We start from the raw sequence: 20295 nt of genomic DNA, 5'->3' as shown, positions 1-20295 counted from the left end.
TGGTCGAAAGTGCGCCGCCTTGCTCCTGGAAATCGCGCCCATGAATGAACGTGCAATCAGGTTTCAAGCATTGATGACAAGACTGATCCCCGTACAAATCCTCCTCCTGGCGGCAATCTGCCTGGCGTTTTCCGTTCCGGGCATGGCGCAGTCGGTCAAGGTCGATGCCAATGCTGGGCAGGCGATCGAGCTGGCCAAGGGCCAGGGCCAGATCCTGCGGTTCGATCAGCCGGTGGAATCGGTCTTTCTCGCCGATACCGAGATCGCCGACGTGCGTGTCGTCTCTCCAGGCGTGGTCTATGTCTATGCCGCGAAGATCGGCACCACCAATTTGATTGCGCTCAGCCCCGATCAGAGCATGCGCGGCACCGTGCGCATCCAGGTGGTTGGGGATGATACCGCGCAGCAGCAATCGATGCAGGCGCTGCAGCCCAACACGACGATCGACATCAGCCTGTTCGGCGGTCAGGTGGTGGGAACGGGCCAGGCCAGGAATGTCGGCGAAGCGCTCGATGCCAACAGCGTGCTGCAGAGCTATTCCCCGCCTGATACCCCGCCGTTGAATAACACGACGATGGTCGGTCCCAACCAGGTGAATATTCGTGTCCGCTTCGCCGAGGTTTCGCGCAACGAACTGCTCAGATACGGGCTGAACTGGAGCGTCTTCGTCAATACCGGCTCGTTTTCCTTCGGTTATGTCTCGGGAGGAGCCGAGGGTATCAATAACGGGAAGAGCGTCAATGTCGACGTCCTGCTGGATGCCTTGCAGGATAACGGCATCCTGACGATCCTCGCCGAACCCAACATTACGGCGGTCACCGGCCAGACCGCGAGCTTTCTCGCAGGCGGTGAAATTCCGATACCCGTCCCTGTAGGCGATCGGCAGATCGGCATCGAATACAAGCAGTTTGGTGTCTCGCTCTTGTTCACGCCGACATTGCTGCCCAACGACCGCATCGCGCTCCGGGTGCGTCCTGAGGTCAGCAGCGTCTCCAGTGCCGGCAGCGTGTCGATCGGCGGCCTCAACGTACCGTCCCTGCAAGTGCGCCGTGCCGACACGATGGTGGAGGTCGGCAGCGGTCAGACATTTGCGATCGCGGGACTGTTTCAGCGACAGGAGAGCCATGAGATCGAAAAAACGCCAGTCGTCGGCGATGTCCCGATCCTCGGCGAACTGTTCAAGTCAAAGCGCTTTCAGCGCAACGAGACGGAACTCGTGATCCTGATCACGCCCTATCTCGTAACGCCTTCTTCCGAGCGCCGTCTGAAGACACCGCTGGACAGCCCGTCCGGAGCGCTCTCGGCTCCCCGCGAAACCGCGAAATCGCAGGCTGCAAAGCCCACCGTCAACAAGGGGTATGGGTTTTATGTCGAGTGATCGCTATCGCAGCCGTGGGTCCATGATGAAGACGGCATTCTGCCTTTGTGCCATCTCCGTGCTTGCCGGTTGCGCGAGCAAGGCGCAGCCTTATTCGCCGGATTACCACTATATCTCGGTGGAGGATGGCGTTGCGGACAAAGGACCGGTGCGCAAAGGCCCCGTTCGCAAGGGCTATGACGAACCCCGGACGCAGGCGGTACTGGTGCCCGATGCCTGCACCACGCCCGACACGGCGGCTCAGCCGCTCTATCTGCCATCGGGTTGTGCCAACAATCTCAATCTTCAGTTCATGGTCGCACGCGAACAGGATCTCTTGCGGGGGCGCGACATGGGGCCGGCAATGGCTGCTCCCGTCGCCCGCGCCGCGCAATCCTATATTTCGGGAACGCCCGAGGAGAGACGGCGACAGCAAAATCTGGGAAATGAGGAACAGCTTTCGAATTGACGCCGGGATTGGGATTTAACCGTTCAGGCCGATGCCAGCAGCCCTATCGCGCGGGCGCGTTCGGCCGGGTTGCTGATCGAGCGCAGTTTCGCGGCTTGTTTCAATACCCGCTCCTTGCTGGCCTTCGACATATCGGGAACATTGACGGCGCGTGCCTCGTTGGTCCTGCCGGCAAGGTTCAGCACGATGATGTAGTTGATGAAATGCCGGCGTTGGGCAAGCGGCGACTGGGTGACGCCGCGCATCGTTGTCGCACCGGCATCCGCCTCGTTCGACAATGCCTCGGCCAGCGCCAAATTGGTCTGGGCATCAAGATTACCGGGTTCGAGCGTGACCGCCTTCCTAAAAGCGGCTTTCGCTTCGTCGCTGCGACCCGCCAGAACCAGGGCGGTGCCGAGCTTGTTATAGGCGGCAACAGTGCCGACGGCCTCTGCGGCAGGGGCGAGGGTGCGCACCGCGGCTTCGGCTTCACCATTGCGCAACTGCGCCGTGCCCAGCCCGAGCATGGCCTGCGGTTGGTTCGGACTCTTTTGCAGGGCTGCGCGGAAGGCTTCCTCTGCCCCCTTCAGATCATCGGCTTTCAGCCGCGCTTCGCCAAGCCTGATGCTGACCGAAGGATCGCTGGACATTTCGGCGGCACGTTCATAGAGAGCCATTGCCGTCGTGCTGTCGCCACGGGTCTCGACATCCCTGGCGATCTTCATGAGGCGAGAGGGATCGTTGCCGGGTTTTTCGGCGGTTTCGGTCGTTGTGCCTGTGGTCGTACAAGCCGAAAGACTGGCGGCCGCCACAGCGACGGCAAGATGACCGAATCGACGAATTTTCATCCCGCATCCTCTCTTTGCAAGGATACTAATCAATCGGCGTGTTTAGGCAATTGCCAAGAGCCGCATCGTCGCTGCTCCGCAATGATTTACGGGATGTGTGACCTTGAACGAGACCAGTGAGGAAAAAACACTTCCTGCGTCCGAAAAAAAGATCAGGGACGCACGCAAGAAGGGGCAGGTCCTGCACAGTCCTGATCTGGTCTCCGGCATCAACATCCTGTGCTGCACGGTTTTTCTGGCGTTTTTCATTCCAAGGCTCGAGATCAGCGCCAGATCGATGCTCGATGAAGCGTCGCATATCTATGACAGGCCGTTCGCCGAAGTTTGGCATCGCCTTAGCACGATTTCCGCGGAGGGAGTGCTGAACACCATTATCCCCATGCTCGCGATCACTGTCGCTGCCAGCATCCTCACCAATATCGCTATAACGAAGGGATTCGTCTTCTCGTTCAAGCCGGTCGAGCCGGACTTCGACCGGATCAATCCAGCCTCCGGCCTGAAAAGGCTCTTTTCGGTAAAGAGCATCGTGGAATTCGGCAAGTCGCTGTTCAAGATCCTGATGCTTGCCACCGCCTTCGTGGTTGTCTTCCGCGCCGGTATACAGGCGCTCTTTGAATCGCCTGCCTGCGCCGGGACATGCACGCGGCCGACATTCATGGCGATGCTGCGCCCGCTGATCATCGCCGCGGTGATCGTCTTCCTCGTCGTGGGGTTATGTGACGTGTTCCTGCAGCGGTGGCTGTTCCGGCGCGACATGCGGATGACGAGAACCGAGAGCAAGCGGGAGCAGAAGGATATGGAGGGCGATCCGCTCCTGCGCCGTGAGCGCTTGCGTCAGCGCCGCGAGCTGACTGGCGCCAGGATCGGATTGCAGCATGCATCGCTTTTGATCGGCGAGCCGGACGAGCTGCTCGTCGGCGTCCGCTATCTAAGAGGTGAAACGCCCGTGCCGATCATCGTGTGCCGGGCTGCTGGCGATGCGGCGCGGACGATGCTTCGTCAGGCTAGCGAACAGGGCACCCCCTTTTCGCGGGATGGCGATCTGGCGCGGAAGATCGCAGCCGGCGCTTCCGTCGGCGAACCGATACCCGAAAGCTGTTTCCAGCGTACGGCGAACAGTCTCGTCGCCGCCAATCTGATCTGATGCCGATTGCCAGGAGTTATTCGAGCCATGACCAGGTATTTAGGGATAATGCTGCTTTGCCTCTTCGGCTTTACCGGATTGTATGGCCCAACGGTCGCCGCGCAGCCATTGGGCGACGCGCCACCAGCGTTGGACAAGAAGACCGGCTCGGTGAGAATGGGGGACGGATATCTCGGCTTTCTGCTGCAGCCGTCCGATGGTTTTTCACGGCCGGCGGGGCGCGGCAACGCCGATAGGGCGGCCCCCGCCGTTTCCGATCCGACGGTCGTGCGCTACGCCAGCAATGAAGCGCCGGGAACGATCGTCATAGATACCGGCCGTCGCACGCTCTTTCTCGTGCAGGGCAACGGAACGGCGATCCGCTACGCGGTTGGGGTAGGCCGCGAGGGATTTGGCTGGACGGGAACGGAATACATCTCGGCAAAGCGGGAATGGCCGGACTGGCGTCCGCCTGCGGATATGTTGGCCCGGCGACCGGATCTGCCTGTCCACATGCCCGGCGGGCCGGATAATCCACTCGGCGCGCGCGCCCTTTATCTCGGCGACACGCTTTACAGGATCCATGGTTCCAACGAGCCAGAGACGGTGGGCCGACAGGCCTCGTCGGGCTGTTTCCGGATGCGCAATGAGGATGTCATCGACCTTTACCGGCGGGTGAAGATTGGAAACAAGGTCATTGTGCTATAGCCGAGATTACAGGCTCTTCCTTCCCGCGGCTTGCCATTTGGCATTATTCCCCATATTTTATGCCATATAGGAGATAGTACCATGATTGCCCTTGTGCCGATCGATACCAGACAGCGGGACTTTTCCTCCGCACCCATAACGGACGAGGAGGCAGGGGCGATGTTTCGCGCCACCCTCAATCTCTTCCGTCTATGGGAGATCACGGATGATCAGGCGGCGGTGCTGCTCGATCTGCCGGTGCGCACCTATCGGCGATGGAAGGCTGGCGAACTCGGCCGTATGGATCGCGATACCAAGGCGCGGCTTTCAAACCTGGTGGGCATTCACAAGGCGCTTCGATTGATCTTCCGTGAGCCGCAGCGTGGCTATGCCTGGGTGAAGGCGTCCAACACGGCCTTCGGGGAGCGCTCGGCGCTCGATATCATGTTGGGAGGCGAGCTGACCGACCTCATGCGGGTGCGGCGCTATCTCGATGCGGAACGCGGCGCCTGGTGATCGATATCGCAACCATTTCCGTCACGCCCGTTCGGTGGGACAGGGCTGTCCGCATCATCCGCAGCTCGTTTCCGCCGATCGATCTTTTCGAGGATATCGCCGATCCCGCCGACTGGCCGCTCATTCTTGCCGCGGAACAGAAGACCAATCCCCGCTTGATGGAGTCGATCGGCAATCTGGACCTGGTCCCCCCTGAACGCCGTGTCGCCGGACAGGGGGCGAGCTATCTCATGGCGCCTTTCACCCATATCAGTGTCGATCGGCCCAGCCGCTTCAGCGACGGTGCATACGGTGTGCTTTATGTCGGCGATACCTTTGAGACGGCGCTTTTCGAGACGATCCATCACCACGCCCGTTTCATGGCGCGCACGCGTGAGCCGGCGGGCTGGACATCGCAGTTCCGCGAAATCGTGCTCGGAATTGATGCCCGACTGCATGATATCCGTGGCGGCAATCCGGTCTATCTGGCCGCGCTCGATCCGGATGATTATTCGGAAAGCCAGGTGCTCGGCCGGCAATTGCGTGCGGCCGGCTCAGACGGGCTGGTCTATCCGAGCCAGCGCCGGCAAGGCGGAGAATGCGTGGGATTGTTCTATCCCGACTGCGCGAGGCATCCCGTCCAGGGCCGCCATCTCGATTACCATTGGGACGGCAGCCGCGTGGATATGTGCCGCGATGCCGCGACCGGACAGGTTTACCGTATCGTCTGAACTTGACGAATTAGTTCAGATTCCGCCGATGACTTGCGATGGCGTAGAAAAATTACCGCTCGCGCGACACAGCGTGTGTGTTCAGTTTTAGAATGACCAGTCCCGATCTGTAGTTTGCATCAAGGCGTCTCTCAACAAGGCTATATAATCCACCGGTCGCAGTCTCGATTTCTTCCTTGGTGAAGCCAAGCGTCGTCAGACCCATGAAGAATTGTAGATATGTGTTTTCTACGATAGCTCTGCGTTTTTTTTTGAAATCGACGGGGAAAGGTAAGGTGTCGCTCCACTGATCGACGATATTGGAGATTTGCTTATATTTTTCTTTCATTGGGCACCCCCTGTAGCGAAACTACAAATGGAGTTCGGATTTGGCTAGAGGATATTATGTATCTTAACTACACTTTAAAGCGTTAATTCTGATCGATTGTACGCTTAGGTTGAAGGCGATATAGTATTATGCCCTTAAAACCGTGAGGTTATGGGGGTGACTGGCCCCATGCCCGTCCCGCGAAGCCGTGCGTGGGGTCAGTTCATTTACTTGTGTTACCCAAGTGCAACATAGAATTAGGCCAAGCGGAGCGCGAGCGGTTCGGGACAATTCTCCGCAGCTCGGGTCTGCCGTCGTGGTCGGGGTGCCGTCGTCGCCGGCACCCAGCATGTAGACACCGCAATAATTAGTGTACAAAATATATGTCGATGCAGCCATAGACATTTACCGGTGTGCGGCGCGCCAAGCGCTCGCCCAAGCACGCGGACATGCCTAAGCTGCTGAGGCCGGGGGGCGCCGCGTTGATCATGCTGCGTGATTTTCGCCCTGGAGGGAAATCCAATGTCTGAACAACAGATACTTCTGAATGAAGATCCGATGAATGAAGATCCGACGCCGACGTCGCCGGGTCAGGCTAAGCGTTCGTTACATCAGGTCGCCATTGTTGCATTTCTGGCCATTTTCCTCGGGTTTTTTATGCAAGGACTGATCCTGGCGTCCAAACTCATCACGGGTAACGCTTTTCCGGGAATTTCATTTCTGGCCGATCTTGCACAAGGGGTTACCTGGTCCTTCTTCGTATGCACGGGTGTTGCCGTCGGGCTTTTCCTGAGCAAGGCGAGAGCTGCGCTATCCGGTATCATCGCGTTCATCTTCGCGCCGGCGGCGGTCTCCCTTGCCAAAGCCAGCCAGAAAGTGATGCTGAACCTGCTGCAGATCGCCGACAAACCGGGGTTCCTCTCCCTTGGGACGATCAGCATTCTGCGAGCGGTGGAATACGGCCTCCTTGCATGGCTGCTCGCGAAACTCATAGAAAAGAACGCCCATCAGCCATCGCTCTATGTGGGCGCCGGCCTTATCGTCGGACTTGTCTTCGGTGGAGCGATCATTGCCCTGACGATCCAGGCCGCGGCGGCGGCCGGGACGCCACAGCAACTTTCGCAGATGATGGGAAGCCTGGTCAATGAGATCGGCTCTCCGATCGGCTGCGCTGTCCTGATTTATATTGGCCAGTGGATCACCGGCCGCCATCAGCTTGTCGTCGGAAGATAGAACGGTCCGGAACAAATGCCGCCTCGCGTCAGTTTCCCGACGAGGAGGAAAGGTCATGGCAAATAGTGAGGCTGACACCGAACGCAAAGCGAATATCGACTGGCTGAATTCCGACAGCGCCGTCGACAATGAGATCCGCTATCTCACCGAACATACGGATCTCTCGCCGAACCAGGCGCGTGATCTCATCAACAAGCACGGCACCAATCGCGAAACTTTGCTGAAGATGGCAAAGACGATGAAGGCCGAGGGATAAAGCCGCCAATACCACCTTGGATATTTCACGGACGTGGCCGTGCGTGCGGCCACGTCCGTGGGATAGGCAGGCAGCGGATCGCGCCTACTTCACCTGCGTGACGGTCAGCTTTCCGTTGACCCGCTCGGCGACGAATTCGATCTTGGCGCCCTCCTTGAGCTTATCCAGCAGCGCCTTGTCCTCGACGCGGAACACCATCGTCATCGCGGGCATGTCCAGGGTCTTCAGTTCCTCGTGAATGAGGGTGACCTTCTTCGCCTTGGCATCGACTTTCTTTACGGTGCCTTTGGTGAACTCTTCCGCCATCACGCCATAGGCGCTTCCGATCGAGAGGACTGCGGCAATCAGGATCCTTGTCGGATTTTTCATCGTCATGCTTCCTTGTTGGTGGGATCTACTTCTTGGCGACGTTGATATCGCCGTGCATGCCCGCGTCGTAATGGCCGGGAATGAGGCATGCGATCTTGAACATGCCGTCATTGCTGAATTTCCAGACGATTTCACCGGATTGTCCTGATGCCAGACGAATGGCGTTCGGGTCGTCGTGCTCCATCTCCGGGAACTTCTCCATCGTCGCCTTGTGCTCCATGATCTGGCTTTCCTCATCGAGAACGAACTCATGGTCGAGTTCGCCCGCGTTCCTGATCACGAAACGCACCGTCTGGCCCTTGCGGACCTTGAACGATGACGGCGTGAAAAGCATCTTGCCGTCGTCCGTCTCCTTCATGGTGACGCGGATGGTAGCGGTCACCTTGGCCTTCTTGCCGGGTTCGCCAACGGCCATGGCTTCGCCATGCCCGCCGGCGTGCGAGCCCGAGGCGAAAGCCGGAGAGGCGAAGGTGACGGCAAGAAATCCGAGAATGAGGGCTTTCATAGTTGATCCTTTGGTTGTTTCGAACAGAAGAAGTTGAATTCAGCCGTGCTTCATCGGCTTTGGCGTGATCTGGGTTTTCGCGCCTTTGGCCTTGGTCGCGTCAGGAACGTCTCCCGTCCACTCCCAGGCCTGTGTACCGGGTGGGTTTTCGTACCAGCCGGGATCGGAATAATCGTCAGCGGAGATGCCTTCGCGCACCTTGACGACGGAGAACATGCCACCCATTTCGATCGGGCCGTGCGGCCCCCAACCCGTCATCATGGGGATGGTGTTCTCCGGGATTTCCATCTCCATCTCGCCCATATCGGCCATGCCATTGGTGCCCATCGGCATATATTCCGGCTGAAGCTTTCTGATCTTCTGGGTGAGAGCCTTTTTATCGACGCCTATGAAGGTGGGAATGTCGTGCCCCATGGCATTCATGGTGTGGTGCGACTTGTGGCAGTGGATCGCCCAGTCCCCCTCATATTTGGCGTCGAACTCATAGGCCCGCATCGCACCGACGGGGATATCGATGCTCACCTCCGGCCACCGGGCTTCCGGGCGCACCCAGCCGCCATCCGTGCAGGTAACCTCGAAATCATAGCCGTGCATGTGGATCGGATGGTTGGTCATGGTGAGATTGCCGACACGCACGCGCACCCGGTCGTTCTTGGAAACGACAAGCGGGCTGATGCCTGGAAATATCCTGCTGTTCCAGCACCACATGTTGAAGTCGGTCATTTCCATGACCTTGGGGACGTAAGAGCCCGGATCGATGTCAAAGGCATTGAGGAGGAAGGCGAAATCCCGATCGACCGGCATGAAGGCCGGATCCTTGGGATGGACGATGAAGAGACCCATCATGCCCATGGCCATCTGCACCATCTCGTCCGAGTGCGGGTGGTACATGAAGGTTCCCGATTTCACGAGATCGAATTCGTAGACATAGGTTTTGCCGGCAGGGATATGCGGCTGCGACACGCCCCCGACCCCATCCATCCCGGACGGCAGGATCATGCCGTGCCAGTGGACGGTCGTGTGCTCGGGCAGCTTGTTGGTAACGAAAATCCGAACCCGGTCGCCTTCGACGGCCTCGATCGTCGGCCCTGGCGACTGGCCATTATAACCCCAGAGATAGGCCATCATGCCTTCCGCCACCTCGCGCTCGACCGGTTCGGCGACAAGGTGAAATTCCTTGATGCCGTTGTTGATGCGATGAGGCAGGGTCCAGCCGTTCAGCGTCACCACGGGCGTGTAGTCAGGGCCCGAGGTTGGACGGATAGGTGTCTGGGTTTCCGCCGTCGCCATGACCGCGGCCTCCGGCAAGCCCATATTGGAGGTCTTTGCCCAGGCGGTTGTCGATACCAACGCGGCGCTTGCGCCGAGGATCTGTCTTCTGTTGAGCATTTTGTCTTCCTCTCTTCAGTGTCCGCCACCGCCGTTACCGGCGGACGCCGCGTTCTCGGTTTCGCCTGCGCTCGTTCCCGCGCCACCGCCATAGATGGCGGGTGCGAGATTGGCTGCGGCCAACCAGAAATCGCGCTTCGCATTGACCGCCAGGAGGTTGGCATTGATCTTCTCCCGGCTGTCGGCGAGCAGTTCGAACGTGTTGGAAATCATCGCATTATAGGTGAGAAGCGATTGCTCCTCGATCGCGGTGCGAAGCGGGACAACGCTGTTGCGGTAGTGACGGGCGATGTCATAGCTCGCACGATAGGCCTGATAGGCCGAGCGGGCCTCCGAACGTATGTTCACGGCCTTTTCCGCGAGCAGATTGGCTGCCTGCATATAGGCCAGCTCCGCTTTGCGCATGCGGGCTTTGCCGGAATCGAAAATCGGAATGACGAATTCCAGCTCGGCCTGACCCGTCGTTTCGGTCTTTGTCCTGCCGTCCTCCTTTTCGCGCTCGGTCTCGAACCCGGAGAGGATTTCGAGATCAGTCACGTAACGGGTCGCCTCGGTCAGCTTGTAGGACTTGGCCGTCGCTTCCAGATTGAGTTTGGCGACCTGCAGATCGGCACGGCGTTGCAGCGCCTCCGCCTCGATCAGATCCCGGTTCTCCAGTTTTTTGGGCAGGGCCGGCAGCCGGTTGGGAACCTCATAGTCGATGCCGGAACCCCAGAGGCCCATCAGCCGTGTCAGTTCCTCCTTGGCGAGCCGGGCGTTAAGCCGCACCCGTGCAGCCTGTCCGGTCAGTTCAGCATAAAAGGCGTGTTCGCGGGCTTGTGCTGCCTTGGTCATGGCGCCCGTCTCGCCCAGTTTCTGGGCAAGTTCAGAGGCCGCGTCCGCTGCCGCCGTTGCCTGATTGAGCTGGGCAACATTTTCCCAGGCCGCGACGGCATTGATCCAGGCGCGGCGCGTATCCGCGGCAAGCTGCAAGGTGCGCAAGGCCGCATTGAGTTGCGCCTGCCGGAAGCGGGTGTCGGCGATCGCGATATTTCCTTCGCGGGTGGCGAACGCCAGGACATTGGAGACGACGGCCCCTTCGACTGAACGGAACGCCTCAAGTCCAGGTGCGCCGATCCCGGTCAGGCCGATGGAGACCGTCGGATTGATCAGCATGACCGCCTGCCAGGCGTCGGCCGCCGAATTCCCGAGTTCGACATAGGCCGCTTGCAGACCTTTGTTATTCAAAACCGCGACCTGGACGGCGGTCTCCATATCGATCGTTTTCTTCGACATGAGCGTCTTGACGCGATCGGAGACCATTTGTGCCTGCTGGCGGTTCTGGACCCAGACGGTCTGTTTTCCGATGGCCTCGGCCGTCTTGTTCTCCACGGACATAAATCCGGATTCACGGGCTGAATATTCAGCGGCTGAAACGCAACCGCCGAGAACGAGCGGGAGCGTCAGGGTTGCCATAAGTTTGAACGTTGCAGCAGTCATGATGCGCCTCCTTCGGGAGACTGAGCATCGTTCTGTCTGCGCCACGGCTTCGGGTCGATCGGAGCGCGATGCGTATAGCCCGCCACCGGGCTCAAATAACGAACCGGGCGTACTTCGGCCGGTGTGTCGGCAAGGTCATCCGAAGCGATGACCTCGGGAGGTAATGTGGCAGCACATCCGCTCGCGAAGAGCGGCACGGCAACCACCAAAAACATGGGTTTCATGGTGTGATCCGAATAGGAGATTGCAACGGCGCTGTGCGTTATTCACGCCTCATGCGCACGATCAGACCCGCAGAACGGGTTGTCCTGTTCAGATATTGGGCGGTCGATGAAAAGGAGAACGCTCTAAATATGCCTGATCATCGTCGGCGAATTGCCGGATCGCGGAGATGACCGGTTCGCTGACGGTATCGGCGGGCATCATGATCGCAAAGCCTACACAGAAATCACTGCAGCATTTCTGTTGAGCGGCCTCTGGCATTTCGTTGGAGGATAATTTTTTATCCTCATGCGCATGCTCGCCGCTTGTCATGTCATGATCGTGGGTGTCGGAATGGACGTGTTCCGGACCAACCGACAAGCCATGCATCGCAGCCGATGCAGCGGGCAATGTGTATCCCGCCAGTGACATGATGATCACCAGACGAAGCAGAACCAGCATTTTTCGCAATGCGATCCGATACATGGTGCCCACATTCTCAAGGCCACACCAGCCTCTGCGATTACCTATAAAAGATTCGAGTCCATTATGAGGCGAGGCAAGCATTAACGGTTACAACGATGGGAAGGTCAAGCCTCTCCTTCGGATAATTGTGGTCGGGCGGCCTATCTGACCCTGGTGCCCGTCGTATCAAAGATACGATGGTGGGTCGCGGCGCAGGAGAGGCCGATCCTGCTTCCGGTCTCGATAGGCGGGCCGGACCTATATTCGGCAACGAGCGGCTGGCCGTCATCGAGCTGACAATAGAGATATTGGGTGCCGCCCAGATATTCGGCGAAGTCCACTGTCGCCGGGATCGTCTCGTTCCCTTCCTGGGTAACGGCCAGGTTTTCGGGGCGGATGCCGAAGGTAATTTTCTCGCCTTCCTGTGGCGACTGTGCGGCAAGCGGCGATCTGATCTTCCGTCCGGCCAAATCGATATGGTCCTGGCCGGTCCATGTCGCGTCGAGGAGGTTCATCCGCGGCGAACCGATGAAACCGGCGACGAATGTATTATTGGGGTCTTCATAGACCTCGCGTGGGCTTCCCTGCTGCTCGACCCGGCCATTGCGCAAGACGACGATATTGTCGGCAAGCGTCATCGCCTCGGTCTGATCGTGCGTGACGTAGATCATCGTATTGCCGAGTTCGCGGTGCAGGCGGGCGATTTCGATGCGCATCGAGACGCGCAGCTCCGCATCCAGATTGGAGAGCGGCTCGTCGAAGAGGAAAACGTCGGGCTGGCGCACAATCGCCCGCCCGATTGCGACGCGCTGTCGCTGGCCGCCCGAGAGTTGTCCCGGGCGGCGGTCGAGCAGATGATCGATTTTCAGGATGGACGCGGCGGAATTGACGCGCGTCTCGATCTCGTTTGCTTTTGTCCGGGCCATTTTGAGCCCGAAGGCGAGATTATCCCGCACGCTCATATGCGGATAAAGCGCGTAGGACTGGAAGACCATGGCGATGCCGCGCTCCGAAGGATCGAGATCGGTGACATCGCGTCCGTTGATCGCAATCTCGCCGTCGGTTACGTCTTCAAGTCCTGCGATCATGCGCAGCAGCGTCGATTTTCCGCAGCCGGAAGGGCCGACGAAAACCACGAAGGAGCCTTCCGCGATGGTGAGGTTGATACCGTGGATGACGTCCACATTGCCGAAGCTCTTGCGGATATCCGTTAGCACAACGCCGGTTTGAGCTGTCTTATTCACCGTTCAACTCACCCGCTCGCATCCAGACCAGCATTTCTCCGGGGGCCCGGTTGTCCCAAAAGGCATAGGGCACAAAACGCGCCGTCACCTCCTGCTTTTCGGGCGGTGAAGTTCGATAGAGTTCATCGCCCCAATCGGCCTTGTCACGCCTGACGGGCAGGTCAAGGGCGACCGCGCCACGGAGTTCAGCAATTTCGGTGGTTTTTTCTGCCTTGGCCAGATCGCCTGCCAGTTCGATGGCGTTAAGGCCTTCGCCATTATCGACCGCTTCCACGCAATAGACGAGAGGACCGCGCATCAGCGCCGCGCGGCCCGCGTCCTGGCGTACCAGCGGGTTCGCCCAAAGTGCGCGGGTTTCAAGCGGAATATCGAGATCGACATGGTCGCCGGCCTTCCACTCCCGCTCGATGCGGGCATAGCCGTCCACCGTCGCCGATGAAAGATCGAGCATTTCGTCATTGACCTTGATGGATGCGCCCTTCGCCCAGCCTGGAATGCGCAGCGACAAGGCAAAGCGGGCGGGCGCATCCGTAGTGATCTCGAACCTGACGGTACCGTTCCAGGGATAACGCGTTTTTTGCGCAAGTTCGATCTTCGCACCGCCGACCTCGAAACGGGCTTTGCTCTCACCATAGAGATGAACGGCGATCTCATCGTCGGCGACGGCATACATATAGGAACCGATCGAGGCGAGAAGCCGCGCGATATTCGGCGGACAACAGGGGCAATGGTGCCAGACCCAGCGGTGATGCTTGCCGGCGCTTTCCAGCGGGTTCTCGTAGAAGAAGGTCTTTCCGTCGAGCGAGAGGCCGGCCATCGCGCCGTTATAGAGCGCCTGCTCCATGATATCGGCATAGCGACGGTTGGGGCCGCGACCGAGCATGCGGCTCGCCCAGAAGACGAGGCCGACGGAAGCGCAGGTTTCGGCATAGGCGCTTTCGTTCGGCAGGTCGTAATAGTCGGTGAAGCCTTCATTCGACGCCTCAGGGCCGATGCCGCCGGTAATGTACATCTGCTTGGTCGTCAGATCGTCCCATAGCGTTTCGAGAGCGGATGTCAGCGTGTCGTCCTTGTATTCGGTCGCGAGATCCGCCATGCCGGAATAGAGATACATGGCGCGCACGGCATGGCCGACGACCTTTTTCTGCTCGCGCACCGGCAGATGCGCCTGATTGTATTCATAGGTTTTCTGGATGAATTTTGCCGGATCGCGTCCATCGCGAATGGCTTCGTCGGTGAAGAAATGCGGCTCGGTTCCTCGCTCGTCGATGAAGAACTTGGCGAGGTCGAGATATTTCTTTTCGCCCGTCACGCGGGCGAGCTTCACCAGCGCCAGCTCGATCTCCTCATGGCCGCAATAGCCGCGAAGCTGCCCCTCGCCACGGCCGAAGACGCTGATCATATAGTCCGCATAACGACACATGATGTCGAGGAGCTTTCGCTTGCCGGTTGCCTGGTAATAGGCCACCGCGCCCTCGATCAGATGGCCGGCGCAGTAAAGTTCGTGATGGTCGCGCAAATTGGTCCAGCGGCGGCCGGGCTGCACCCGCTGGAACCAGGCGTTCAGATAGCCGTCTTCATCCTGCATCTTTTCATACATGTCGATAATAGCATCCACGCGAGCCTCCAGCCGTGGATTGGACTTGCGGTAGAGGGAATAGGCTATGGTCTCGATCGATTTGCCGAGATCGCTGTCCCAGAACATCTGCGTAGAGCCGTCCCAAGGCTGGATGGGGATGACGATGCCGGGGCTGGGCTGGCTCATGTCGATCGCCCGCACCATGCCCGCCTCGACGCAGCGGTCGAGCAGCGTTTCGGCTGTCGAGTTGCAAATGGCATCCTGCCGGTCGCCGAACAGGCCGGCGATCTCGACACTCGGAACGGGGAGGGGGCGGAACTGGCGGTCTCTTTTGTGCTTGGTCATGACTTGTCCAATTTCTTGAGAGTTATTTGACGGCGCCGGCCATGAGCCCGCGCATGTAATAGCGTTGCAAAGCCAAGAAGACGATGAGGCAGGGGATGGTCATCACGGCGACGCCTGCCTGCACCGCGCCCCAGTTGATCGCGCCAAGTCGCCCGGCACGCACCGCCATCATCAGCACCGGCAATGTGTATTTCTCGTTGCTCGACAGGAGCACGAGGGCGGCCAGGAATTCGTTCCAGGCGTTCAGGAAGGCGAAGATCGCGACAGTTGCGACACCCGGCAGGACCAAAGGCAGGAGGACACGGATGAGCAGGCGAAGATCGCGCGCACCGTCGATGCGCGCCGCTTCCTCGATCTCCTTCGGGACGGCATCAAAGGCATTGCGCATCATGAAGACGGAGAAGGGGAGTTGCAGCGTGACGTAGACCAGCGTCAAACCGATCAGCGAATTGCTGAGACCGAGTTTCGCGAGGATGATGAAGAGCGGCGTCAGGATCGACTGGAACGGGATCATCAGCGTCGCGATTACAAGTACGAAGAGCACGTTCTTCAGCGGAAAGCGGTAGCGCGAGAAGCCATAGCCCGCGAGCAGGCTGACGGCGACCGTCAGCACGACGGTTGCGAGCGATACGGCGAGTGAATTGAGCGTATGTTGCCAGATGCCTGCACCGAACGTATCGAGCGAGCGATAGGAATCGAGGCTGAAGCCGTTTGTCGGCCAGGGCGGCAGCGCCGGCTGGCGGGCTTCCGTGCCGTGCCGGAAGGAGGCAAGGAACGTGATGGCCAGTGGTGCCAGGAAGAATAGCGCGATGATAATCCCCGCGCCGTGGTAGGCGGCGAGCCCGCGCAATGCCCCATTCGCCCGGCGCTTCCTTGCGGTGCTCATGGGCGTTCCTCCCCGACCTTCAGGAGTCGAAGCTGGGCGATGCTGATCAGCACCAGGATGATGAGCAGCGCGATCGAGAGCGCCGCCCCATAGCCGAGATTGAACGACACGAAAGACTGATTGAAGATGTAGTAGACCACCGAGATCATCCGGTTTTGCGGTCCGCCCGACGTCATGATGTAGAACTGGTCGAAGGCGAGGATCGAGCCCGTGACGGAAATGATCAGCGCCAGCGCAATCGTCCGGCGCATCAGTGGCAAGGTGAGATAGCGGAAGCGCTGCCAGCGGCTCGCGCCATCGATACGCGCCGCTTCGGTCAGTTCGGCGGGTATCGCCTGCAGGCCGGTCAGCAGGATGATCATGGTGAAGCCCGCGATCTTCCAGACGACCATGACGATGATCGTCAGAAAGGCGCTGTCGAAGCTCGCAAGCAGGTTCGGGCTTCGTTCGACCAGACCGAGCGCCTTGAGAGCGGGACCGATGAAACCGCTGTCGACATTGGCAAGCCACACCCATAGCAGCGATGCCGTTGCCAGGCCGATGACGACGGGAAGGAAGATGATGGTGCGATAGGTGCTGACGAAACGCCGTTGCCGTTCCACGAATGTGGCGAGTGGAAAGGCGATAGCGAAGATCGCGATGGTAACGATTACAGTATAATAGGCGGTAAAGTTCAGCGCCGACATGAAGCGGCTATCGTTGAACATGCGAAAATAGTTGTTGAAGCCGATCCAGCGCTGCGTTCCCATCAGCGGCCAGTTGTGGAGGCTCATCCATCCCGTGAAGATGACAGGCACGACGAAGAAGACGATGACGAGGGCCATCGCCGGGACGATGTAGAGGAGGCCGCGCCATTGCGATCTGCGCCGTCGTTTTCGCGAAAACGATTGCTGTTTTCGACCAGCACCGGTCATTGAATGCTCCGCATCATGTCTGAAAAGCGGCCGGAAGGTTGGAGCCTTCCGACCAGATTGCCCCGGGGAGGCTATTGCCCGCTATCGATAATCGACTGCATTTCGCTCTGAGCGTTCGCGAATGCGCCGTCCACATCATCGCCAAAGATGGCTGCATTGGTGAAGGTCGCCCACGGCCCGTTCGCGCTGTTGATCAGATCGTTGAACTGCAGCGTATAAGGCGTCTTGGCGACACTGATGGCTTCGAGCCCGACATGCATGCGCGGGTCGAGGCCTTCCAGCACCTTGTCGGCGATATCGCCGCGGGTCGGGAGGCTGCCATATTTCGCCATGACCTTCTGGCCCTTCATCGAGTAGACATACTCGATGAATTCCTTCACCGCATCGAGCTTGCCTGTACCCTTGGTGACGACGAAATTGTCGCCGCCGGCGAAGGAGGACGTGCCGCCATCGACGCCGGGAATGAGCGTGACGCCGAAATTGATGTCGGGATGCTCCGTCACCAGCGTGCCGATGGCGAAGGCGCCGAGGCTCTGCTGGCCGATCTTGCCGTTGGTGAAGCTCAGGAAGTTCACGCCATTGTCGCTCGCCGCGCTCGCCGGCACCAGATCCTTCTTGACCATGCCGCGGTAGATGTCGACGGCCTTGCGCATCTGTGGCGTATCGAGCGTCGCCGTCTTGCCGTCCGCGGAAAGGATATCGGCGCCCGAGCCCCAGACGAGTGGCGTGAAGGTGAAGATCATGCAGCCGCCGCAGCCACCGCCCGAGAAATAGAACCCATAGGTATCGTCGCCCAGTTTACGGATCTTTTCCGCATTGGCCTCGATTTCCTGCCAGCTTGTGGGCGCTTTTTCCGGGTCCAGCCCGGCTTGTCTGTAGAGATCCTTGTTCCAGGCGAAGACCGACGTCTCCACCGAAAGCGGCAGGCCATAGATGCGGTCCTGATAGGTCCCGAGACGGACATGCGATGGCGAGAGCGAACTGAAATAGGGGAGCTGCTTCGCCCAATCCGTCAGGTCCTCGAGCTGGCCGGCCGCGGCAAAGGCCGGCGTATAGATCAGATCCATTGAAAGTGCGTCGGGGGCCTGTCCGCCGGCAATCGCCGTTGCATATTTCTGCACCAATTCGGAAAACGGCACCTCGGTCGCGGCGACCTGGTTTTCGTGGGTGGAATTATAGGCTTCCACCACTTTCTTGAAGGAGTCGCCGATGCCGGAGCGCACCCACATATCTATCTTTTCGGCGGCTGATGCGCCTGTGATCAGGCACAGCGTCGCGATGCCGGTTGCTGCCAATAAACGTTTGATCATGATTTCCCTCCCAAAATGGCGCACCTCCTGCGCCGACTGCATGCACTTTATGCCGACTGCCTCACTACGAGATGGCAAGGCAGCTTCCGCACACCGGCCTCCACCGGACGTCCTTCCGCAAGAGCCAAAACCGTCAGGCCCGCTTCGCGGCCCAATGCCTTCAATCCCATGTCCACCGAGGTTAGAGGTGGTCGCGTTTGCTCGGCCATGATCTCCCAATTATCGAAGCCGACCACTGACACGTCCTCCGGCACCCGGATGCCACACTCGCGAAGGGCATCGATTGCGCCGCGGGCGATCTGGTCATTGCCGCAGAAAACCGCATCCGGCTTTTCGCCATTCCTGCCCCATATCTTCGCAACGGCTTCATGGCCCCAACTCTCGGACCAGACGCCGTACATCACCGGCTCCGTATCGCCCGCGATTTCCCGATAGGCGCCGGCGCGCTCGCGCACCGAGAAGAAACTTTCAGGCCCTGTTATATGGGCGATGCGGCGGCGGCCGAGCTTCATCAGCCATTCGACTGCAAGCCCTGCTCCCTGCGCATCATCGGAGCGGAACGTCACACTATCGGGGGTTCCCTCCGTGAAGGCATAGACGACCGGCACCGGCAGGTTCGAAAGATCGACCGGCAGGGACCGGTCGAGCCGCTTGCCCGATGCGATGATGCCGTCGACCTGCTTGTCGAGCATGGCATCGACATGGATCTGCCCCAGGGCCGGATCGTCCTCGATCGCACAGAGGAAAACCGAAACGCCGTGATCGACGAGGGCCTCCGAAATGCCGGCCATGACCGGCAGGGTGAACCGTCCATAGGTGTCGTTGGTCAGCAAGCCGATGGTGAAACTGCGCTTGCTTAAGAGCCCTCGCGCCAGCGCATTGGGTCGGAAGCCGATCTCCCTTGCGATGCGCTTTACCCGCTCCCGCGTTTCCTCTCCCATGCGGCCGGTATCGTTGAGAGCCTTCGATGCCGTGGAGATGCTCACCCCCGCGACGGCGGCAACATCATGGATGGTTATCCGCCCCTTTTTTCCAACCTCCTGATCCAGTCCAGCCTCCATCGATTTATCTTGAGAAAACCTTTTCTCATTACTGATGTCAATAGAGAAAAGGTTTTCTCTTGGAGAGCCAATATGGATGACGGGATGTGCGGTAGCCCTACCGTCACACAAAGTAACAGTCGGCAGGGCGGAAAAGGCGAAGATCCGTCTTTATCAGCTATCGCGCCGCCCAGTTAGCGCCGCGGCGGAAGATGGTGCGCATTTGCGGCACGTCGAATTCGCTCGCCACATGGCCGAGCGAAGAGTAGAAAACGCGGCCCTTGCCGTGCTTGCGCTTCCAGACCACCGGCATCACTACGCCGTCGATCCACGCGGCGTGATCGCCATTGAAGGTCGTGGTCGCCAGCACTTCGTTCGACGGGTCGACATGCATGTAATATTGCTCTGATTTATAAGGGAAATCGCTGATCTCCTCCATCAGCGGATCGTCCGGCCGGGTGATATTGACGGTATAATCGATGATATTGCCGGGGTGGGCCACCCATTGCCCGCCGATAATGAACTGATATTCCACACTTTCGCGGAATGCGTCGCCCGCGCCGCCGTGATAGCCGGCGATGCCGACGCCATTCTGCACGGCCTCCGAGAGGTTCTTCACCTCTTCTTTCTCGATCTTCGACATGGTCATGATCGGCACGATCAGCGAGAGATCATGGATCGAGGGGTCGGCGAAAGCCTCGGTCGAGTGCTCCAGATAGACCTTGAAGCCGTCCTCCTGCAGCATGTCGCGGATGATGTGGGCGCATTCCTGTGGTTCGTGCCCGCTCCAGCCGCCCCAGACGATGAGTGCTTCACGCATAGTGTTTTTCTCCTCCTGAGTCTCCATTTTCGTCATCCTCGGGCTTGCCCCGAGGATCCACGGCTGAGAGGCGCTGAACTCGCCACCGCACCGACGCATTCCAATAGGCGCATAGGGTTGATATCCGGGTCGACAATTGATGATCCCGTCGCTGTTGATAGTACCGCTTCCGCCCCTTTGCCGTGGATCCTCGGGTCAAGCCCGAGGATGACGACTGTAGGGGAGGGAGATTCCCTGCAGGGCAGAAAGAGGCGCAGTCCCACT

The 20295-nt window shown here is 59.3% G+C and carries 23 protein-coding genes; 8 read left to right on the top strand and 15 right to left on the bottom strand.

Annotated elements, in window-relative coordinates; genetic code table 11:
* Positions 1 to 40 precede the first annotated feature (40 nt).
* Both ATN84_RS22830 and ATN84_RS22825 read left to right on the top strand, forming a co-directional pair.
* Entirely contained in the window at positions 41 to 1378 is a 1338-nt protein-coding gene (locus ATN84_RS22830; protein WP_068884817.1) for a type II and III secretion system protein family protein, read from the top strand.
* 22 nt (positions 1379 to 1400) lie between these two features.
* Positions 1401 to 1826 carry a hypothetical protein gene (locus ATN84_RS22825; RefSeq protein ID WP_068884816.1) on the top strand — a complete coding sequence of 142 codons (426 nt, stop codon included), beginning with the start codon at positions 1401 to 1403 and terminating at the stop codon, positions 1824 to 1826.
* Between the two features lie 23 nt (positions 1827 to 1849).
* Here ATN84_RS22825 and ATN84_RS22820 read toward each other — a convergent pair whose 3' ends face one another.
* The gene (locus tag ATN84_RS22820; RefSeq protein WP_068884815.1) at positions 1850 to 2653 is read right to left on the bottom strand and encodes a tetratricopeptide repeat protein; all 804 of its coding nucleotides are present in this window, start codon (positions 2651 to 2653) and stop codon (positions 1850 to 1852) included.
* Positions 2654 to 2756: 103 nt separating this feature from the next.
* Here ATN84_RS22820 and ATN84_RS22815 point away from each other — a divergent pair, with 103 nt between their 5' ends.
* The 4 genes from ATN84_RS22815 (at position 2757) to ATN84_RS22800 (ending at position 5689) form a co-directional block, all read left to right on the top strand.
* Positions 2757 to 3797: an EscU/YscU/HrcU family type III secretion system export apparatus switch protein gene (locus tag ATN84_RS22815; RefSeq protein WP_068884814.1), complete on the top strand. Its 1041-nt coding sequence runs from the start codon at positions 2757 to 2759 to the stop codon at positions 3795 to 3797.
* 27 nt (positions 3798 to 3824) lie between these two features.
* Complete coding sequence (locus tag ATN84_RS22810; protein ID WP_068884813.1) at positions 3825 to 4484, top strand: L,D-transpeptidase; 660 nt, start codon at positions 3825 to 3827, stop codon at positions 4482 to 4484.
* An 81-nt stretch (positions 4485 to 4565) separates the two neighbouring features.
* Positions 4566 to 4979 carry an MbcA/ParS/Xre antitoxin family protein gene (locus ATN84_RS22805; RefSeq protein ID WP_068884812.1) on the top strand — a complete coding sequence of 138 codons (414 nt, stop codon included), beginning with the start codon at positions 4566 to 4568 and terminating at the stop codon, positions 4977 to 4979.
* Positions 4976 to 5689: an RES family NAD+ phosphorylase gene (locus tag ATN84_RS22800; protein ID WP_068884811.1), complete on the top strand. Its 714-nt coding sequence runs from the start codon at positions 4976 to 4978 to the stop codon at positions 5687 to 5689. Before ATN84_RS22805 ends, ATN84_RS22800 begins: the two co-directional genes overlap by 4 nt.
* A 52-nt stretch (positions 5690 to 5741) precedes the next feature.
* Here ATN84_RS22800 and ATN84_RS22795 read toward each other — a convergent pair whose 3' ends face one another.
* The gene (locus ATN84_RS22795) at positions 5742 to 6017 is read right to left on the bottom strand and encodes a hypothetical protein (RefSeq protein WP_068884810.1); all 276 of its coding nucleotides are present in this window, start codon (positions 6015 to 6017) and stop codon (positions 5742 to 5744) included.
* A gap of 501 nt (positions 6018 to 6518) precedes the next feature.
* On the opposite strand from ATN84_RS22795, the gene ATN84_RS22790 reads away from it, so the two are divergent.
* Together ATN84_RS22790 and ATN84_RS27600 are read left to right on the top strand one after the other, a co-directional pair.
* Positions 6519 to 7229, top strand: a complete 711-nt coding sequence (locus tag ATN84_RS22790; protein WP_068884809.1) for a hypothetical protein — start codon at positions 6519 to 6521, stop codon at positions 7227 to 7229.
* A 55-nt stretch (positions 7230 to 7284) separates the two neighbouring features.
* Complete coding sequence (locus tag ATN84_RS27600; RefSeq protein ID WP_068884808.1) at positions 7285 to 7485, top strand: hypothetical protein; 201 nt, start codon at positions 7285 to 7287, stop codon at positions 7483 to 7485.
* An 84-nt stretch (positions 7486 to 7569) separates the two neighbouring features.
* Here the strand turns inward: ATN84_RS27600 and ATN84_RS22780 are convergent, their stop codons facing one another.
* The 13 genes from ATN84_RS22780 to ATN84_RS22725 all read right to left on the bottom strand — a co-directional run bounded on the left by ATN84_RS22780 (position 7570) and on the right by ATN84_RS22725 (position 20031).
* Positions 7570 to 7854 carry a copper-binding protein gene (locus tag ATN84_RS22780; protein ID WP_068884807.1) on the bottom strand — a complete coding sequence of 95 codons (285 nt, stop codon included), beginning with the start codon at positions 7852 to 7854 and terminating at the stop codon, positions 7570 to 7572.
* Positions 7855 to 7879: 25 nt separating this feature from the next.
* On the bottom strand, positions 7880 to 8359 hold the full coding sequence (locus ATN84_RS22775) for a cupredoxin domain-containing protein (RefSeq protein ID WP_068884806.1): 480 nt from the start codon (positions 8357 to 8359) through the stop codon (positions 7880 to 7882).
* A gap of 39 nt (positions 8360 to 8398) precedes the next feature.
* Positions 8399 to 9748 carry a multicopper oxidase family protein gene (locus ATN84_RS22770; RefSeq protein ID WP_068884805.1) on the bottom strand — a complete coding sequence of 450 codons (1350 nt, stop codon included), beginning with the start codon at positions 9746 to 9748 and terminating at the stop codon, positions 8399 to 8401.
* 15 nt (positions 9749 to 9763) lie between these two features.
* Positions 9764 to 11227, bottom strand: a complete 1464-nt coding sequence (locus ATN84_RS22765) for a TolC family protein (RefSeq protein ID WP_068884804.1) — start codon at positions 11225 to 11227, stop codon at positions 9764 to 9766.
* Positions 11224 to 11451 (bottom strand): hypothetical protein, encoded by a 228-nt coding sequence (locus ATN84_RS26445; protein WP_082766448.1) that lies wholly within the window; start codon positions 11449 to 11451, stop codon positions 11224 to 11226. The genes ATN84_RS22765 and ATN84_RS26445 overlap by 4 nt, the downstream gene beginning before the upstream one ends.
* An 88-nt stretch (positions 11452 to 11539) precedes the next feature.
* Positions 11540 to 11914: a hypothetical protein gene (locus tag ATN84_RS22760; RefSeq protein ID WP_244491177.1), complete on the bottom strand. Its 375-nt coding sequence runs from the start codon at positions 11912 to 11914 to the stop codon at positions 11540 to 11542.
* Positions 11915 to 12054: 140 nt separating this feature from the next.
* Positions 12055 to 13137: an ABC transporter ATP-binding protein gene (locus ATN84_RS22755; protein ID WP_068884803.1), complete on the bottom strand. Its 1083-nt coding sequence runs from the start codon at positions 13135 to 13137 to the stop codon at positions 12055 to 12057.
* Positions 13130 to 15061: a glycoside hydrolase family 127 protein gene (locus tag ATN84_RS22750; RefSeq protein WP_068884802.1), complete on the bottom strand. Its 1932-nt coding sequence runs from the start codon at positions 15059 to 15061 to the stop codon at positions 13130 to 13132. The genes ATN84_RS22755 and ATN84_RS22750 overlap by 8 nt, the downstream gene beginning before the upstream one ends.
* Positions 15062 to 15083: 22 nt before the next feature.
* The gene (locus ATN84_RS22745; RefSeq protein WP_068884801.1) at positions 15084 to 15947 is read right to left on the bottom strand and encodes a carbohydrate ABC transporter permease; all 864 of its coding nucleotides are present in this window, start codon (positions 15945 to 15947) and stop codon (positions 15084 to 15086) included.
* Positions 15944 to 16861, bottom strand: a complete 918-nt coding sequence (locus ATN84_RS22740; RefSeq protein WP_068884800.1) for a carbohydrate ABC transporter permease — start codon at positions 16859 to 16861, stop codon at positions 15944 to 15946. The genes ATN84_RS22745 and ATN84_RS22740 overlap by 4 nt, the downstream gene beginning before the upstream one ends.
* Before the next feature lie 71 nt (positions 16862 to 16932).
* Entirely contained in the window at positions 16933 to 18171 is a 1239-nt protein-coding gene (locus ATN84_RS22735) for an ABC transporter substrate-binding protein (RefSeq protein ID WP_068885017.1), read from the bottom strand.
* A 47-nt stretch (positions 18172 to 18218) separates the two neighbouring features.
* Positions 18219 to 19232, bottom strand: coding sequence for a LacI family DNA-binding transcriptional regulator (locus ATN84_RS22730; protein WP_068884799.1), 1014 nt, complete (start codon positions 19230 to 19232; stop codon positions 18219 to 18221).
* 157 nt (positions 19233 to 19389) lie between these two features.
* A complete protein-coding gene (locus ATN84_RS22725) occupies positions 19390 to 20031 on the bottom strand; it encodes a ThuA domain-containing protein (protein WP_068884798.1) in 642 nt (213 codons plus the stop codon).
* Positions 20032 to 20295: the final 264 nt, after the last annotated feature.

Source organism: Paramesorhizobium deserti (genome assembly GCF_001558695.1).
GTDB lineage: Bacteria > Pseudomonadota > Alphaproteobacteria > Rhizobiales > Rhizobiaceae > Paramesorhizobium > Paramesorhizobium deserti.
This window is presented reverse-complemented; position numbering and strand designations above follow the sequence as displayed.